At 60.3% G+C, this 17,697-nt stretch carries 17 protein-coding genes; 13 read left to right on the top strand and 4 right to left on the bottom strand.

The window, feature by feature from the left end:
- The first annotated feature begins 166 nt into the window (after nucleotides 1-166).
- The 4 genes from trxB (at nucleotide 167) to infA (ending at nucleotide 2,994) form a co-directional block, all read left to right on the top strand.
- A complete protein-coding gene (trxB, locus tag AB4O09_RS12240; protein ID WP_003203334.1) occupies nucleotides 167-1,126 on the top strand; it encodes a thioredoxin-disulfide reductase in 960 nt (319 codons plus the stop codon).
- Nucleotides 1,127-1,207: 81 nt separating this feature from the next.
- On the top strand, nucleotides 1,208-1,888 hold the full coding sequence (gene aat / locus AB4O09_RS12235) for a leucyl/phenylalanyl-tRNA--protein transferase (RefSeq protein WP_003203336.1): 681 nt from the start codon (nucleotides 1,208-1,210) through the stop codon (nucleotides 1,886-1,888).
- Nucleotides 1,889-1,945: 57 nt separating this feature from the next.
- On the top strand, nucleotides 1,946-2,653 hold the full coding sequence (locus AB4O09_RS12230) for an arginyltransferase (RefSeq protein ID WP_003203338.1): 708 nt from the start codon (nucleotides 1,946-1,948) through the stop codon (nucleotides 2,651-2,653).
- A gap of 122 nt (nucleotides 2,654-2,775) precedes the next feature.
- Nucleotides 2,776-2,994 carry a translation initiation factor IF-1 gene (gene infA, locus AB4O09_RS12225; protein ID WP_002553999.1) on the top strand — a complete coding sequence of 73 codons (219 nt, stop codon included), beginning with the start codon at nucleotides 2,776-2,778 and terminating at the stop codon, nucleotides 2,992-2,994.
- 142 nt (nucleotides 2,995-3,136) lie between these two features.
- Here the strand turns inward: infA and clpA are convergent, their stop codons facing one another.
- Together clpA and clpS are read right to left on the bottom strand one after the other, a co-directional pair.
- Nucleotides 3,137-5,407 (bottom strand): ATP-dependent Clp protease ATP-binding subunit ClpA, encoded by a 2,271-nt coding sequence (gene clpA, locus AB4O09_RS12220; protein ID WP_003203340.1) that lies wholly within the window; start codon nucleotides 5,405-5,407, stop codon nucleotides 3,137-3,139.
- Between the two features lie 29 nt (nucleotides 5,408-5,436).
- Entirely contained in the window at nucleotides 5,437-5,799 is a 363-nt protein-coding gene (clpS, locus tag AB4O09_RS12215) for an ATP-dependent Clp protease adapter ClpS (RefSeq protein ID WP_003180089.1), read from the bottom strand.
- A 226-nt stretch (nucleotides 5,800-6,025) separates the two neighbouring features.
- On the opposite strand from clpS, the gene AB4O09_RS12210 reads away from it, so the two are divergent.
- On the top strand, nucleotides 6,026-6,295 hold the full coding sequence (locus tag AB4O09_RS12210) for a cold shock domain-containing protein (RefSeq protein ID WP_003203343.1): 270 nt from the start codon (nucleotides 6,026-6,028) through the stop codon (nucleotides 6,293-6,295).
- 77 nt (nucleotides 6,296-6,372) lie between these two features.
- On the opposite strand, the gene icd is transcribed toward AB4O09_RS12210, so the two are convergent.
- Entirely contained in the window at nucleotides 6,373-7,629 is a 1,257-nt protein-coding gene (gene icd / locus AB4O09_RS12205; protein ID WP_003203344.1) for an NADP-dependent isocitrate dehydrogenase, read from the bottom strand.
- 482 nt (nucleotides 7,630-8,111) lie between these two features.
- On the opposite strand from icd, the gene AB4O09_RS12200 reads away from it, so the two are divergent.
- Nucleotides 8,112-10,337, top strand: a complete 2,226-nt coding sequence (locus AB4O09_RS12200; protein ID WP_003203346.1) for an NADP-dependent isocitrate dehydrogenase — start codon at nucleotides 8,112-8,114, stop codon at nucleotides 10,335-10,337.
- A 416-nt stretch (nucleotides 10,338-10,753) separates the two neighbouring features.
- Here the strand turns inward: AB4O09_RS12200 and AB4O09_RS12195 are convergent, their stop codons facing one another.
- Entirely contained in the window at nucleotides 10,754-10,894 is a 141-nt protein-coding gene (locus AB4O09_RS12195; protein ID WP_155767776.1) for a hypothetical protein, read from the bottom strand.
- 184 nt (nucleotides 10,895-11,078) lie between these two features.
- On the opposite strand from AB4O09_RS12195, the gene AB4O09_RS12190 reads away from it, so the two are divergent.
- The 7 genes from AB4O09_RS12190 (at nucleotide 11,079) to AB4O09_RS12160 (ending at nucleotide 17,421) form a co-directional block, all read left to right on the top strand.
- Nucleotides 11,079-11,525: an NUDIX hydrolase gene (locus AB4O09_RS12190; RefSeq protein ID WP_003203348.1), complete on the top strand. Its 447-nt coding sequence runs from the start codon at nucleotides 11,079-11,081 to the stop codon at nucleotides 11,523-11,525.
- A gap of 59 nt (nucleotides 11,526-11,584) precedes the next feature.
- Nucleotides 11,585-12,709, top strand: coding sequence for a tRNA 2-thiouridine(34) synthase MnmA (gene mnmA / locus AB4O09_RS12185; protein ID WP_003203350.1), 1,125 nt, complete (start codon nucleotides 11,585-11,587; stop codon nucleotides 12,707-12,709).
- Nucleotides 12,706-13,329 (top strand): high frequency lysogenization protein HflD, encoded by a 624-nt coding sequence (hflD, locus tag AB4O09_RS12180; protein ID WP_003203353.1) that lies wholly within the window; start codon nucleotides 12,706-12,708, stop codon nucleotides 13,327-13,329. The genes mnmA and hflD overlap by 4 nt, the downstream gene beginning before the upstream one ends.
- Nucleotides 13,330-13,453: 124 nt before the next feature.
- Nucleotides 13,454-14,824, top strand: a complete 1,371-nt coding sequence (gene purB / locus AB4O09_RS12175; protein ID WP_003203355.1) for an adenylosuccinate lyase — start codon at nucleotides 13,454-13,456, stop codon at nucleotides 14,822-14,824.
- Nucleotides 14,825-14,908: 84 nt separating this feature from the next.
- Nucleotides 14,909-16,075, top strand: coding sequence for a ribosomal protein uL16 3-hydroxylase (locus AB4O09_RS12170; RefSeq protein ID WP_003203358.1), 1,167 nt, complete (start codon nucleotides 14,909-14,911; stop codon nucleotides 16,073-16,075).
- Nucleotides 16,068-16,493, top strand: a complete 426-nt coding sequence (locus AB4O09_RS12165) for a GNAT family N-acetyltransferase (RefSeq protein ID WP_003203360.1) — start codon at nucleotides 16,068-16,070, stop codon at nucleotides 16,491-16,493. Before AB4O09_RS12170 ends, AB4O09_RS12165 begins: the two co-directional genes overlap by 8 nt.
- 166 nt (nucleotides 16,494-16,659) lie before the next feature.
- On the top strand, nucleotides 16,660-17,421 hold the full coding sequence (locus tag AB4O09_RS12160) for a secretin N-terminal domain-containing protein (RefSeq protein WP_003203361.1): 762 nt from the start codon (nucleotides 16,660-16,662) through the stop codon (nucleotides 17,419-17,421).
- Nucleotides 17,422-17,697 lie beyond the last annotated feature (276 nt).

Here is a 17,697-nt window from a genome sequence, read left to right as displayed (position 1 = left end):
TTGCCGAAGATTTTGATCTTTAGCCCATCCTGCGTTCAAAACTCAAGCATTGTACGGGTTTGTCCGCGCCAAGGCATTGCCTGACAGCATAGCCGGATACAGGGTGTACACGCGCCAATTGGACCATGCATTCTCTTTTGTGACAAAGGCTTATGAGGTGTTTTTTATGAGCGAAGTGAAGCATTCACGCCTGATCATTCTCGGTTCCGGCCCTGCGGGGTACAGCGCTGCCGTCTATGCTGCCCGCGCCAACCTCAAACCCGTTGTCATTACCGGTCTGCAGGCCGGTGGCCAGCTCACCACCACGGTGGAAGTCGATAACTGGCCCGGCGATGTCGAAGGCCTGACGGGCCCGGTACTGATGGAACGCATGCAACGGCACGCCGAGCGCTTCGACACGCAGATCGTCTACGACCATGTCCACACCGCCAAGTTGCAACAGCGCCCATTCGAATTGATCGGCGACAGCGGCACCTACACCTGCGACGCGCTGATCATTGCCACCGGTGCCTCAGCCCAATACCTGGGACTGCCTTCGGAAGAAAGCTTCGCCGGCAAGGGAGTTTCGGCGTGTGCGACCTGCGATGGCTTTTTCTATCGCAACCAGGTGGTGGCCGTGGTCGGCGGCGGCAATACCGCGGTCGAGGAAGCCCTGTACCTGTCGAACATCGCCAGGGAAGTGCACCTGATCCACCGTCGCGACAAGCTGCGTTCAGAGAAAATCCTGCAGGACAAACTCTTCGAAAAGGCCGCCAGCGGCAATATCAAGCTGCACTGGAACCAGAACCTGGACGAAGTCCTGGGCGACGCCAGCGGCGTGACTGGCGCGCGCCTGCGCCACAGCGAGACCGGCGAAACCAGCACCCTGTCCCTGGCCGGCGTGTTCATTGCTATCGGCCATAAACCCAATACCGAGCTGTTCCAGGGCCAGTTGAAGATGCGTGACGGCTACCTGCTCGTACGCGGCGGCAACGAAGGCAACGCCACCGCGACCGATATCGAAGGCGTGTTCGCCGCCGGCGATGTGGCCGACCATGTCTATCGCCAAGCGATTACCTCCGCCGGCGCTGGCTGCATGGCCGCACTCGACGCAGAGAAGTATCTCGATGACATCCCGGCCGTTTGACGGTTAACCTTCCAGGCGGGCGCTCGCTGATGGACGAGGCCCGCCACCTGCCGCCCTCCCCTTCTACTAAGCCGGATACCAATGCTGACCTGGTTACAACGCAACACTTTCGAGTTCCCGCCACTGGCAAAAGCCATGCGCGATCCCAACGGGTTATTGGCCGCCGGTGGCGATCTATCCGCCGACAGGCTGATCCAGGCCTATCGCCATGGTTGCTTCCCATGGTTTTCCGAGGGGCAGCCGATCCTCTGGTGGTCGCCGGACCCGCGCACGGTGCTGTTTCCCGACGAACTGCACATATCCCGCAGCCTGGGCAAACTGCTGCGCAAGCAGCGCTATGAAGTGACGTTCGATCGGGATTTTGCCGCGGTCATCCAGGCCTGCGCCGCGCCGCGGGACTATGCCGAGGGCACCTGGATCACCGACGCCATGCAAACCGCTTATCTGGAACTGCACCGACGCGGTTTCGCCCATTCGGTGGAAGTGTGGGACCAAGGGGCATTGGTGGGCGGCCTGTATGGCTTGGCCATGGGCCAGCTGTTTTTTGGCGAGTCCATGTTCAGCCGGGCCGACAATGCGTCGAAATTCGGCTTCGCGAGGCTGGTCCAACACCTCAAGGCCGCCGGTTTCGTGCTGATCGACTGCCAGATGCCCACCGAGCATCTGCACAGCCTGGGCGCCCGCTCGATTCCACGGACTGAGTTTGCGGGCTATCTCAAGGCCCATCTGGATCAACCCAACCACGCAACCTGGGTTTGCTGAGCGACATTCGCGCTCGTGGCTTACACTTAAATTTAAAAGCTTATCCGAGGGTTGATCATGACCGAGTTGGCGCGCTTGAAGTTCTATGCCACTCAGCCCCACTCTTGCAGTTACCTGCCAGAGGAGCAGGCCACGACGCTGTTCCTCGACCCTAGCCAGCCCATGGATGTGCATGTCTACGCAGACCTGTCGGAAATGGGCTTTCGTCGTAGTGGCGACCATCTCTACCGGCCCCATTGCCAGCATTGCAACGCCTGCGTCCCGGCGCGCATCCCTGTGGCGCAATTTTTGCCCAATCGTCAGCAGAAACGCATTTTCAAGCGCAACGCCGATCTTCAGGTCCGCCCAGCCAAGCCGCAGTTCACTGAAGAATATTTCGACCTGTACCAGCGCTACATCGAACAACGCCATGCCGATGGCGACATGTATCCGCCCAGTCGGGATCAGTTCTCGACCTTCCTGGTACGTGATCTGCCGTTTTCCCGCTTCTACGAATTCCGCCTCGAAGGGCGCCTGGTCGCCATCGCCGTCACGGACCTGCTGCCCAATGGGCTTTCGGCGGTGTACACCTTCTACGAGCCAGACGAAGAACGGCGCAGCCTGGGGCGGTTTGCCATCCTCTGGCAAATCAACGAAGCCCGGCGCCTGGGACTGGAAGCGGTGTACCTGGGCTACTGGATCAAGAACTGCAAGAAAATGAACTACAAGACCCAATATCGCCCCATTGAACTGCTGATTAACCAGCGGTGGGTTGTCCTGAGTTAGATCCCTTCGGCTTAAAAGCTAGAACCCCTTGGCTTGAACCCCCTTTTTCGGGCACAATGCACGCCGCTTTTGCCTGGCGCAGTTGCACCGGGCCATTCACTGGATACCGAGGGCTTTACTGCATGTCGAAAGAAGACAGCTTCGAAATGGAAGGCACTGTCGTCGACACCCTGCCCAACACCATGTTTCGTGTGGAGTTGGAAAATGGGCACGTCGTAACCGCGCATATCTCCGGCAAGATGCGCAAGAACTACATTCGTATTCTTACCGGTGACAAAGTGCGCGTCGAGCTGACGCCCTATGACTTGAGCAAAGGGCGCATCACTTACCGCGCTCGCTAACAAGTCAATACAAAACGCCCGGCTGATGCCGGGCGTTTTTGTTTGTGGGAGCCAAGCTTGCTCGCTCCCACAAGGGATTGGTGTGGGGCTGGAATAGCAAAAAGGCGCCTTTCGGCGCCTTTTGCTGTGTTGCGACTAACGATCAGGCCATTTCGGCCGTGGTTTCGAAGTCGAAGGTCAGTTCGCCGTCCTTGATGTCGATGTGGACCACACCGCCATGCTCGGCCAGTTCGCCAAAGAGGATTTCCTCGGCCAGCGGACGCTTGATCTTGTCCTGGATCAAGCGAGCCATCGGCCGCGCCCCCATCGTCACATCGTAACCACCTTCTGCCAGCCAACTGCGGGCCGCATCGGTGACTTCCAGCAATACACGCTTGTCCTCGAGCTGCGCCTGAAGTTCGGTAAGGAACTTGTCCACCACGCTCTTGATGACTTCATGGCTGAGGCGACCAAACTGGATAATGGTGTCCAGGCGGTTGCGGAATTCAGGCGTGAAGCTCTTCTTGATCACTTCCATCGCATCGGACGAGTGGTCCTGATGGGTGAAACCGATCGAAGCTCGAGCCGCGGTTTCGGCACCGGCGTTCGTGGTCATGATGATGATCACGTTGCGGAAATCCGCCTTGCGCCCGTTGTTATCGGTGAGCGTACCGTGGTCCATGACCTGCAGGAGCAGGTTGAAGACTTCCGGATGCGCCTTCTCGATTTCATCGAGCAACAATACGCAGTGTGGCTGCTTGGTGATGGCTTCGGTCAGCAGGCCGCCCTGGTCGAAACCGACATAGCCTGGAGGCGCACCGATCAGACGCGATACGGTGTGGCGCTCCATGTACTCGGACATGTCGAAGCGAACCAGCTCGATACCCATTGCCTTGGCCAGCTGCCGCGCGGCCTCGGTCTTGCCGACACCGGTAGGACCGGCGAACAGGAACGAACCCACTGGCTTGTCTGGTGACTTGAGACCGGCGCGGGACAGCTTGATGGCGGTCGACAGCGAGTCGATGGCCGCATCCTGGCCGAACACCGTCAGCTTCAGGTCACGCTCCAGGTTACGCAGCAGCTCCTTGTCGGAACTGGTGACGTGCTTAGGCGGAATACGCGCGATTTTCGCCACGATGTCCTCGACCTGAGGCACTTCGATGCGCTTGACGCGTTTCTCCACCGGTTGCAGGCGCTGGTAGGCACCCGCTTCGTCGATGACGTCGATGGCCTTGTCCGGCATGTGCCGGTCGTTGATGTAACGCGAGGCCAGCTCAGCCGCCGCGCGCAGGGCTTCATCGCTGTATTCGATGTTGTGGTGCAGCTCGAAACGCCCTTTCAGGCCGCGCAGGATACCTATGGTGTCTTCCACCGAAGGCTCCGACACATCGACCTTCTGGAAACGCCGGGCCAGGGCACGGTCTTTCTCGAAGATCCCGCGGAATTCCTGGAACGTGGTCGAGCCGATGCAACGGATATCACCCGACGACAGCAACGGCTTGAGCAGGTTCGACGCATCCATGACCCCACCCGACGCCGCCCCGGCACCAATAATGGTGTGGATCTCGTCGATGAACAGGATTGCTTGCGGACGTTTTTTCAACTCGCCAAGCAACGCCTTGAAGCGTTTCTCGAAATCACCGCGGTATTTGGTACCGGCCAGCAAGGCACCCAGATCGAGGGAGTACACCACGCTGTTGGCCAGCAGGTCCGGCACCTGGTTGTCGACGATGCGCTTGGCCAGGCCTTCGGCGATTGCGGTCTTGCCCACGCCCGCCTCGCCCACCAGCAATGGGTTGTTCTTGCGACGCCGAGCCAGGATCTGTGCGACACGCTCGACTTCCGCTTCGCGCCCGACCAGCGGGTCAATGCGTCCCTGGCGTGCCAGTTCGTTCAGGTTGCTGGCATAGGCATCCAATGGGTTGCCTGAAGAAGAAGACTCACCGCCCTCGTCGTCCTGCATATCCTGCTCACCCTCGGAATGATCGCCATGCCCCGGCACCTTGGAGATGCCATGGGCGATGTAGTTGACGACATCGATACGCGCAACGCTCTGCTGCTTGAGCAGGAATACCGCCTGGCTTTCCTGCTCGCTGAAGATGGCAACCAGCACGTTGGCGCCGGTGACTTCACGCTTGCCCGAGCTCTGTACATGGAAGACAGCACGCTGCAGGACACGCTGGAAGCCCAGGGTTGGCTGGGTTTCGCGATCCTCGTCATGGACGGGGATCAATGGCGTGGTGGAGTCGATGAACTCCTGCAGATCATGCTTGAGTTTATCGAGGTTCGCGCCGCAGGCACGCAAAACGGTGGCGGCAGCCTCGTTATCCAATAGGGCCAGCAGCAGGTGTTCGACGGTCATGAATTCATGACGCTTCGAACGAGCCTCCTTGAAGGCAAGATTGAGGGTGACTTCGAGCTCGCGGTTTAACATAGCTTCACCTCATACCCAAGTGGTCGGCGTTAACCGTCCTTCTCGATTTCACAGAGTAGCGGATGCTGGCTTTCCCGGGCGTACTGGTTGACCTGCATGGCCTTCGTCTCGGCGATGTCGCGGGTAAACACTCCACATACTGCCCGTCCCTCTGTATGGACGGCCAGCATGACCTTGGTCGCCAGCTCGCGATTCAGGTTAAAAAACACCTCGAGCACTTCGACGACGAAATCCATCGGTGTGTAGTCATCGTTGAACAAAACCACCTTGTACATCGGTGGCGCCTGTAATGCAGGCTTTGCCTCCTGAACAGCAATGCCTGCGGAATCGTCGTCGTGTAGATCCGGGCGATCCTGATTGAATGTTAGTCGAATCTGGCTGACTGCATGCATGGAAAGAAAGGTTCGTTTAGTTGGCGAATACAGTGATGGGGGCGCTTGTGGGCGATTTCAACCACGACCACCCGGCCACCTTGACTATCGGCAAAACGGTGTTACAACCAATAGAGCCCATCGTGGGTTAAAAAGGTCCGTGGAATCTATCCTTACTTCAAGATTAGCCTGCGGATGGACTGGATGATACTCCAGTGATGGAGTGCGTTGCAGAGGGAAATGGGTTATGTCGGTCGTCAAGATGAATGGCAAGGTGAAATGGTTCAACAATGCCAAGGGCTACGGTTTCATTATCGCGGCCGGCAGGGATGATGAAGACCTTTTCGCCCATTACTCGGCCATCAACATGGAAGGCTATAAAACCCTGAAGGCCGGACAGCCTGTGACGTTCGACGTCATCCAGGGACCCAAGGGCCTGCACGCGGTCAACATCAGGGTTGTCACCGTCGAAGAAACGCCCGCCCCTGTCCAGGTCAGGGTCACCGAGACCCATTGACCGGCCGCCGCACCGGACAAATGAAAATGCCCGACTCGATCACTCGAGCCGGGCATTCGCGCTGAGCGCCGATCCGCTTACATGTGCGAGATCAGGGCATCACCGAAGCCCGAAGACGACACCAGCTTGGCGCCCTCCATCAGACGTTCGAAGTCATAGGTCACGGTCTTGGCCGAAATCGCGCCGTTGGTGCCCTTGATGATCAGGTCGGCCGCTTCGGTCCAACCCATGTGACGCAGCATCATTTCCGCCGACAGGATCAGCGAGCCAGGGTTGACCTGGTCCTTGCCGGCATACTTGGGCGCGGTACCGTGGGTGGCTTCGAACATTGCCACGGTGTCGGACAGGTTGGCGCCTGGCGCAATACCGATACCACCCACTTCCGCCGCCAGGGCGTCGGACAGGTAGTCACCGTTCAGGTTCAGGGTGGCGATCACGTCATATTCGGCCGGACGCAACAGGATCTGCTGCAACATCGCATCGGCGATGGCGTCCTTGACGACGACATTCTTGCCGGTCTTCGGGTTCTTGAACTGCATCCACGGCCCGCCGTCGAGCAGGGTCGCGCCGAACTCCTCGGCCGCCACTTCGTAGGCCCATTCCTTGAAGGCACCTTCGGTGAACTTCATGATGTTGCCTTTATGCACGATGGTCAGCGAATCGCGGTCATTGTCGACAACATATTGCAAGGCCTTGCGAGCCAGGCGCTGGGTGCCTTGCTTGGAAACCGGCTTGATGCCGATGCCGCAGTCCTCGTCGAAACGGATCTTGGTCACACCCATTTCTTCTTTCAGGAACTTGATGACCTTGGTGGCTTCAGCCGAACCGGCCTTCCACTCAATGCCAGCGTAGATGTCCTCGGAGTTCTCGCGAAAGATGGTCATGTCCACGTCGCCAGGCTTCTTGACCGGGCTTGGCACGCCTTCGAACCAGCGCACCGGACGCAGGCACACGTACAGGTCGAGCTGCTGGCGCAGGGCCACGTTCAGCGAACGGATACCACCGCCCACCGGCGTGGTCAGCGGACCCTTGATGGAAACCACGTAATCCTTGACCGCGTCCAGGGTTTCCTGGGGCAGCCAGGTGTCCTGGTCGTAGACCTGAGTCGCTTTCTCACCGGCATAGACTTCCATCCAGGAAATCTTGCGCTTGCCGCCATAGGCCTTCTGAACCGCAGCGTCCACAACCTTGATCATGACCGGACTGATATCGACGCCAATGCCGTCGCCTTCGATGAAGGGGATGATCGGGTTGTCGGGAACATTAAGAGAATGGTCTGCATTGACGGTAATTTTGTCACCGACGGCTGGAACCTGAATCTTTTGATACCCCATGCTGAACTCCGTTGCTTGGATTGAACATCTGGCTGCGTTCGAGCGTACCCCACTTGAATCGGCGCGCAAACCCTACGTTAGGCTCATCCGGGGTAAAGCGTTGCAGTTCGCGGTGTACAACCCTGAAAACCAAGGGAAAAGCGCCAAACATGAGCATAGCCTGCTCCTTGGGTACTGCGACGTTTAGACCAATGGACGTGTACGGAAGTCTATGAACCATCGGCAGATTGCCAGCTACCTATGTATAATGCCGCCGCTGACCACAGGGTCACACTGGCTGAGCGCTCTATCACAGGTCTTTCCGCCAGTTTAAAAGCCGGACCGTTACCGCGGCCCAACCGCTTGACGCTCGACTGATGCACCCAACATCACCGCGAAGAAACCTCGACATTCGGTTCACGGATGACTTTGAACGAACGCGCTTACCCGGCGCCCCTCGAGTTTCTGCGCATGCTTTAGCAAAGAAGAGAGTTAATCCGAATATGCCCACCCGCTCGAAGATCATCTATACCTTCACCGACGAAGCGCCCGCCCTCGCCACCTACTCGCTGCTGCCGATCGTCGAAGCCTTTACCGCTTCGGCCGATATCGCCGTGGAAACCCGCGATATCTCCCTCGCAGGGCGCATCCTGGCCAGCTTCCCCGAGCAACTGGGTGACAAAGCCGTAGCCGACCACCTCGCCGAACTGGGCGACCTGGCCGTTACGCCCGAAGCCAACATCATCAAGCTGCCGAACATCAGCGCCTCGGTACCGCAACTGCAGGCCGCGATCAAGGAATTGCAGGCCCAGGGCTACGCACTGCCGGACTACCCGGAAACCGTGACCAGCGACGCCGAGAAAGACGCTCGCGCCCGCTACGACAAGATCAAGGGCAGCGCCGTGAACCCGGTCCTGCGCGAAGGCAACTCCGACCGTCGCGCGCCGCTGTCGGTCAAGAACTACGCCCGCAAGCACCCGCACAAGATGGGCGCCTGGGCAGCCGACTCCAAATCCCATGTAGCCCACATGAGCACCGGTGATTTCTACGGCAGCGAAAAAGCCGCCCTGATCGACGCCGCCGGCAGCGTGAAAATCGAGCTGATCGCCCAGGATGGCACTGCCACTGTCCTGAAGGAAAAAACCACCGTACAAGCCGGTGAGATCCTCGACTGCGCCGTGATGAGCAAAAACGCCCTGCGCGACTTCATCGCCGCTGAAATCGAAGACGCCAAGCAAAAAGGCGTCCTGCTGTCGGTTCACCTCAAGGCCACCATGATGAAGGTCTCCGACCCGATCATGTTCGGCCAGATCGTTGCCGAGTTCTATAAAGACGCCCTGGCCAAGCACGCACAGGTGCTGGAGCAGATCGGCTTCAACCTGAACAACGGCATCGGCGACCTGTACGCCCGCATCAAGGCCCTGCCGGCCGAGCAGCAGGCGCAGATCGAAGCCGACATCCAGGCGGTCTACGCAGCGCGCCCATCCCTGGCGATGGTCAACTCCGACAAAGGCATCACCAACCTGCACGTGCCGAGCGACGTCATCGTCGACGCCTCGATGCCGGCCATGATCCGTGACTCCGGCAAGATGTGGGGCACCGACGGCCAACTGCACGACACCAAGGCCGTGATCCCGGATCGCTGCTACGCCACCATCTACCAGGCGGTGATCGAAGACTGCAAGCAACACGGCGCCTTCGACCCAACCACCATGGGCAGCGTGCCGAACGTTGGCCTGATGGCCAAGAAAGCCGAAGAGTACGGCTCCCACGACAAGACCTTCCAGATCAAGGTCGACGGCGTGGTCCGTGTTTCGGACAGCAACGGTCGCACCCTGCTGGAGCAGAGCGTCGAAGCTGGCGACATCTTCCGCATGTGCCAGACCAAAGACGCGCCGATCCAGGACTGGGTCAAACTGGCCGTCAACCGCGCCCGCGCCAGCAGCACCCCGGCGATCTTCTGGCTGGACCCGATGCGCGCCCATGACGGCGTCGTGATCGAGAAAGTCCAGACCTACCTGAAGGACTACGACACTGCCGGCCTGGACATCCGCATCATGTCGCCGGTCGACGCGATGAAGTTCACCCTGGCCCGCACCCGCGAAGGCAAGGACACCATCTCGGTGACCGGCAACGTACTGCGCGACTACCTGACCGACCTGTTCCCGATCATGGAACTGGGCACCAGCGCCAAGATGCTGTCGATCGTGCCGCTGATGAACGGCGGTGGCCTGTTCGAAACCGGCGCTGGCGGCTCGGCCCCCAAGCACGTGCAGCAGTTGCTGGAAGAAAACTTCCTGCGCTGGGATTCCCTGGGCGAGTTCCTGGCCCTGGCTGCGTCCCTCGAGCACCTGGGCGTGACTTACAACAACCCTAAAGCACTGGTGCTGGCCAAGACCCTGGACCAGGCTACCGGTGAGTTCCTGGACCGCAACAAGTCGCCTTCGCGCAAGGTCGGCGGCATCGACAACCGCGGCAGCCACTTCTACCTGACCCTGTTCTGGGCCCAGGCACTGGCCGCTCAAGACGACGACGCAGCCCTCAAGGCTCAGTTCGCTTCCCTGGCCAAGACATTGACCGACAACGAAGAAAAAATCGTTGCCGAACTCAATGCCGTGCAAGGCAAGCCCGTGGACATCGGCGGTTACTACTTCGCCAATCCGGAGCTGACCAGCAAGGCCATGCGCCCGAGCAACACCTTCAACGCGGCGATTGCTGCGCTGGTGTAAGGTTGTAGGCAGTACCACAAACCCCGGCCTAGTGCCGGGGTTTGTGTTTCTGGCATTTAGAACCCACCCCTGTGGGAGCGAGCTTGCTCGCGATTGCAATTCATCATTCAATTCAAATATTGACTGACCCACCGCTATCGCGAGCAAGCTCGCTCCCACAATAAGATCGGGGTACGGTCGGAGAGATAGGCCGGCTGTTAGGCCGCCTCGCGAGCAAGCTTTGCTCCCACAGATCTGACAGGTGTATGACCAGGAGAACCAGGCCGGCTGTTAGGCCGCCTCGCGAGCAAGCTTTGCTCCCACAGATCTGACAGGTGTATGACCAGGAGAACCAGGCCGGCCGTTAGGCCGCCTCGCGAGCAAGCTTTGCTCCCACAGATCTGACAGGTGTATGACCAGGAGAACCAGGCCGGCCGTTAGGCCGCCTCGCTTTTGATCTTGATCTGGGGCGCCCCGTTAACCACGATGGCCGAACGCAGGCATTGTGGAGTGGGCATCCCGGCATGGATGCCGGGATAGCCGCGCTGGGCCATGGATGGCCCTTCGCGGCGGCCCACGGAGCAATGCCGGAGAGAGGGCATGCCGAGCCTAAGCGAGGCACCGAGTGGTGGGGCAAGAGCGTTTTGCTTACTTTTGCGCTTTTCAAAAGTAAGCCGCCGTCAGGGCGGAACCCTAAGCGGCCGTTACTACAAAAACGGATATGTACTCGATCCCCCCCAATCTGAGCAATAAAGGAACCTTATGAACTGGCAACCCCACATCACCGTCGCCACCATCGTCGAAAACAACGGCCGCTTCTTGATGGTGGAAGAATCCAAGGCCGGACGCGCAGTGCTCAACCAGCCCGCCGGCCACCTTGACCCGAACGAAACCCTGATCGAAGCCGCCGTGCGCGAAACCCTGGAAGAAACCGGCTGGGACGTCGAACCCACGGCCGTGGTGGGTATTTACCTGTACACCGCCCCCAGCAACGGTGTGACCTACCAGCGCGTCTGTTTCGCCGCCAAGGCCTTGAAACACCACCCCGAGTATCAACTGGACGACGGCATCCTCGGCGCCAAATGGCTGACCCGCGACGAACTGCTCGAACAGCGCGAGCACTGGCGCAGCGAGCTGATCATCCGCTGCATCGACGATTATCTGGCCGGCCATTGCCACAGTCTGACGCTGATCCGTCCTTCTCTTTAGCCTTGTGCGCCCGGGCCTGATAGAATCGCGTCCTTTTTCAAGACACTCATTGAACTCCTATGCGTGATCCAGCTCCTTCTGACACATCCAAGAAGCGCGTCATTGTCGGCATGTCCGGCGGCGTGGACTCTTCCGTTTCCGCCCTTCTGCTGATCGAGCAGGGTTATGAGGTGGAAGGCCTGTTCATGAAGAACTGGGAAGAAGACGACGGCACCGAATACTGCACCGCCATGGACGACCTGGCGGACGCCCAGGCCGTGTGCGACAAGATCGGCATCAAGCTGCACACCGCCAACTTCGCCGCCGAGTACTGGGACAACGTGTTCGAGCACTTCCTGGCCGAGTACAAGGCCGGCCGCACGCCGAACCCGGACATCCTCTGCAACCGCGAAATCAAGTTCAAGGCGTTCCTCGACTACGCCATGATGCTCGGTGCCGACCTGATCGCCACCGGCCACTACGTGCGCCGCCGCGACATCGACGGCCGCACCGAACTGCTCAAGGGCCTGGACCCGAACAAGGACCAGAGCTACTTCCTGCACGCCGTCGGCGGCGAGCAGATCGCCAAGACCCTGTTCCCGGTAGGCGAACTGGAAAAGCCCGAAGTGCGCGCGATCGCCGAAAAACACCAGCTCGCCACGGCCAAGAAAAAAGACTCCACCGGGATCTGCTTTATCGGTGAGCGCCGTTTCAGCGACTTCCTCAAGCAATACCTGCCGGCCCAGCCGGGCGAGATCAAGACGACCGAAGGCGAAGTCATCGGCCGTCACCATGGCCTGATGTACCATACCATCGGCCAGCGCCAGGGCCTGGGCATCGGCGGCCTGAAAGACGCCGGCGAAGAGCCGTGGTACGTGCTGGTCAAGGACCTGGAGCACAACGAGCTGATCGTCGGCCAGGGCAACGACCACCCATGGTTGTTTTCCCGCGCCCTGCTCGCCTCCGATATCTATTGGGTCAACCCGATCGACCTCGGCGAACCACGCCGCCTGACGGCCAAGGTTCGCTACCGCCAGAGCGACCAGCCCTGCACCCTGGAAAAAACCGCCACGGGCTACCGTGCCACCTTCGATGACCCGCAGCGGGCGGTCACCCCCGGCCAGTCCGTGGTGTTCTATGACGGCGAAATCTGCCTGGGCGGCGGTGTGATCGAAGTCGCAGAGCCCTGGAGCAGCAAGGCATGACCCCCATCCAGGAACAACTGACGGCATTGGGCGGCGTATTCCTCGCCGCCGTGCTGGTGGACAGGATCGCCAAGACCGGCCAGGCCACCGAAGCGGGCGTGGCCTGCATGCTCGGCAGCCTGCTGGTTCGCGACCCCAAGGACACCCTGGAAGTCTACGGCGGCGACGACTTGAACCTGCGCGAAGGCTATCGTGCGCTGATTGGCGCCCTGGAGCGCGATCCCAGCGCCCTGCAACGCGAACCGCTGCGCTATGCCCTGTCGATGCTGGGCCTTGAGCGTCAGCTGGCCAAGCGCGACGACCTGCTGGAAACCATCGGCAAACGCTTGCCGCAGATCCAGTCCCAGGTGGAGCACTTCGGCCCGTCCCACGAAAACGTCGTCGCGGCCTGCGGCGCGCTGTACCAGGACACCCTGAGCACCTTGCGCCAGCGCATCCAGGTGCATGGCGACATGCGCAACCTGCAGCAACCGAGCAATGCCTCGAAGATCCGCGCCCTGTTGCTGGCCGGTATTCGTTCGGCACGGCTGTGGCGGCAGTTGGGCGGCCATCGCTGGCAACTGGTGATCAGCCGGCGCAAATTGCTTAAAGAGCTTTACCCGTTGATGCGCAACGAATAAGTCGCCTCAACCCGTTTTTTTAGTTCGTTACGCGTAATACGCCGGTCAGTTGGCGACGGACCGGCGATTGTTTTCATGTATGATACGCGCCCCATTTCGTTGCCCGACTGTCCGAGAACACCCCATGCAGCTCTCTTCGCTCACTGCGGTTTCCCCTGTTGACGGCCGCTACGCCGGCAAAACCCAGGCCCTGCGCCCGATTTTCAGCGAGTACGGCCTGATCCGTGCCCGCGTCCTGGTTGAAGTGCGCTGGCTCCAGCGCCTGGCCGCCCACCCTGCCATCAGCGAAGTCCCGGCGTTTTCCGCCGAAGCCAACGCGGTGTTGAACGCCCTCGCAGAAAATTTTGTGCTGGAGCACGCCGAGCGCGTCAAAGAGATCGAGCGCACCACCAACCACGACGTCAAGGCCATCGAATACCTGCTCAAGGAGCAGGCGGCCAAGCTGCCGGAACTGGCCAATGTCAGCGAGTTCATCCACTTCGCCTGCACCAGCGAGGACATCAACAACCTGTCCCACGCCCTGATGCTGCGCGAAGGCCGTGATGAGGTGATGCTGCCACTGATGCGCCAGACCGCCCAGGCCATCCGCGAGCTGGCGATCCGCTTCGCCGACGTGCCGATGCTGTCGCGCACCCACGGTCAACCGGCTTCGCCGACCACCCTGGGCAAGGAACTGGCGAACGTGGTCTACCGCCTGGAGCGCCAGATCGCCCAGGTGGCCGCCGTGCCGCTGCTGGGCAAGATCAACGGCGCCGTGGGCAACTACAACGCCCACCTGTCGGCCTACCCGGACATCGACTGGGAAGCCAACGCCCGCGCCTTCATCGAAGACGAGCTGGGCCTGAGCTTCAACCCCTACACCACCCAGATCGAACCGCATGACTACATCGCCGAACTGTTCGATGCGATCGCGCGCTTCAACACCATCCTGATCGACTTCGACCGTGACATCTGGGGCTATATTTCCCTGGGTTACTTCAAGCAGCGCACCATCGCTGGCGAAATCGGTTCCTCGACCATGCCGCACAAGGTCAACCCGATCGACTTCGAAAACTCTGAAGGCAACCTGGGCATCGCCAACGCGCTGTTCCAGCACCTGGCGAGCAAACTGCCGATCTCCCGCTGGCAGCGCGACCTGACCGACTCCACCGTGCTGCGCAACCTGGGCGTGGGTTTTGCCCATAGCGTCATTGCCTACGAAGCCAGCCTCAAGGGCATCAGCAAGCTGGAACTGAACGAGCAGAAGATCGCCGCCGACCTGGACGCCTGCTGGGAAGTCCTGGCCGAACCGATCCAGACCGTGATGCGTCGCTACAACATCGAAAACCCGTATGAAAAGCTGAAAGAACTGACCCGTGGCAAGGGCATCAGCCCTCAAGCGTTGCAGACTTTCATCGATGGCCTGGACATGCCTGCCGACGCCAAGGCTGAGCTGAAAAAGCTCACGCCGGCCAGTTACATCGGCAACGCAGCAGCACAAGCCAAGCGCATCTGATCCACGGCTTTACCTTTGAGACGCCCGGCCGCGCCGGGCGTTTTTATTCGCGTCTGAAAAGTATATTTTTTCAATAGGTTACACATGAATCCTGATATTCCTCTGCAACTCCTGGGCGGCATCACGGCACGGGAGTTCCTGCGCGACTACTGGCAGAAAAAACCCCTGCTGATCCGTCAGGCGATTCCTGACTTCCAAAGCCCGATCGATGCCGACGAACTGGCCGGCCTGGCCCTGGAAGAAGAAGTCGAGTCGCGCCTGGTGATCGAGCATGGCGAGCGTCCCTGGGAATTGCGTCGCGGCCCGTTTGCCGAAGACGAATTCAGCAAGCTGCCAGAGCGCGAGTGGACCCTGCTGGTACAGGCGGTCGATCAGTTCGTACCGGAAGTCAGCGAGCTGCTGGAGAACTTCCGCTTCCTGCCGAGCTGGCGCATCGACGACGTGATGATCAGCTTCGCCGCACCCGGTGGCAGCGTGGGTCCGCATTTCGATAACTATGACGTGTTCCTGCTGCAGGGCCACGGCCAGCGCAACTGGAAAATCGGCCAGATGTGCGACTCCGAAAGCCCGCTGCTGCAGCACGCCGACCTGCGCATCCTCGCTGAATTCGAAGCCACCGATGAGTGGACCCTGGAACCGGGCGACATGCTCTACCTGCCGCCGCGCCTGGCGCACTGCGGCGTGGCCGTGGACGACTGCATGACCTACTCGGTGGGTTTCCGTGCGCCGAGCGCCGCTGAAGTCCTGACCCACTTCACCGACTTCCTCAGCCAGTTCCTGCCGGACGAAGAACGCTACACCGACGCCGACGCACGCCCTGTAGCCGATCCGCACCAGATCCAGCAGGACGCCCTCGACCGCCTCAAGGGCTTGCTGGCCGAGCACATGAGCGACGAGCGCCTGCTGCTGACCTGGTTTGGCCAGTTCATGACCGAGCCGCGCTACCCGGAACTGGTGGTGGGCCCGGAACTGGAAGAAGACGACCTGCTGGCCAGCCTGGAACAAGGTGCCGTGATCATTCGCAACCCGAGCGCGCGCCTGGCCTGGTCGGAAGTCGATGACGACCTGCTGCTGTTCGCCAGCGGCCAGAGCCGTTACCTGCCGGGCAAGCTGCGCGAGCTGCTGAAAATGATCTGCGCCGCCGACGCCCTGCACATCGAGAACCTCGGTCCGTGGCTGGCCGACGAAGACGGTCGCGGCCTGGTCTGCGAGCTGGTCAAGCAAGGCAGCCTGGGGTTCGCTGATGAATAAAATTCACGTTCGTGTCGCAGACTGGCAAAAGGATAACGCCGAGATCCGGCGCATTCGTGAGACCGTGTTCATTGCCGAGCAGTCCGTTCCACCTGAGCTGGAATGGGATGCCGACGACCAGAGCGCGGTGCATTTTCTGGCGTTTGAAGGCGACTTTCCCATCGGCACCGCCCGCCTGCTGACCGACGGCCATATCGGCCGCGTCTCGGTCCTCAAGGACTGGCGTGGCCTGAAGGTGGGCGATGCGCTGATGCACGCCGTGATCGCCGAAGCCGAGAAGCGTGGGCTCCAGCAGCAGATGCTCAGCGCCCAGGTGCACGCCACGCCGTTCTATGAGCGGCTGGGGTTTGCAGTGGTCAGCGAGGAGTTCCTGGAAGCCGGGATTCCGCATGTGGACATGGTGCGGCGCTCGGCCTGAAACCTGTGGCGAGGGAGCTTGCTCCCTCGCCACAAATGAATCATGCAACCTCGAAACGCCCCGCCATCTACCGATGCCGGGGCGTTTTGCCGTCTAACATTCAACTTGCGCCACCCGGGGCCGACAAACTGGCAATATCAGGCCTTTGTCTCATGGAGAAATGGACATGCTTCTACGCACCCTGCTGACCCTCTTGCTGCTTGGTAGCAGCCTGTCAGCCGTGGCCGATACGCAAATCGTGCCGCTGAACTACCGCACCAGCGCCGACCTGCTGCCGGTGGCACAGAACTTCATCGGCAAGGACGGCCAGGTCAGCGCCTACGGCAACCAACTGATCGTCAACGCCGAGCCCGGCAAGATCGAAGAACTCCGGCAGTTCCTGGCCCAATTGGACACTGCGCCCAAGCGCCTGCTGATTACGGTCGACACCAACGAAAACAACCTGCAGGGCGACCAGGGTTACTCGATCAACGGCGCCGCGCCCAGCCAGACCCGCATCATCAACCGCAGCACCGCCAGCCGTGACGGCGGCGTGCAGCAGGTGCAAGCCAGCGAAGGCCAGCCGGCGCTGATCCAGGTCGGCCAGAGCGTGCCCTTCACCAGCAGCCAGACCGACAACTACGGCCGCCTGCAAAGCCAGACCGAATACCGCAACGTCACCCAGGGTTTTTATGTCACGGCGAGCGTCACCGGCGAGACCGTTCATCTCAGCATCAGTACCAACCGTGACCGCATGAGCCAGGAACGTCCCGATGTAGTGAACGTTCAGAGTACCGACACAACCGTCAGCGGTCGCCTGGGCGAATGGATCACCCTGGCCGGCGTGAATCGCCAGACTCAAGCCGACAAGCAGGGCCTGACCCGCAGCTACTCTACCCAGGGCCGCGACGACATGATTTTGCGGGTCAAGGTCGATACCCTGAACTGAAGCACCAAAAACTGACTGATGAGTCGTATTAGACCAAAGATGTAGTGCCATAAAAAAAGCACTACAAAACGTTTGACGAGGCAAAAAACCGAAGGCATGATGGCCTCGCTCCCGCTAATCAGGGGCCCTGGCAAGGGCCTTCGGGTCGACGCTTGCAACTACCCTGCGAGCCGATTCGTGTCTGTACCGCCCACAAGGTGTGTTTGACGAGGTTGCGACTGGAACGAAGTTGTCCCGAGGGACGGAAGCGTAACTAGGTAACCCGGCATCACTCTG

The sequence above is a fragment of the Pseudomonas sp. H1_F01 genome (genome assembly GCF_054681425.1).
The sequence above is the reverse complement of the archived record's forward strand: the minus strand, read 5'-3'. Positions and strand labels throughout refer to the sequence as shown.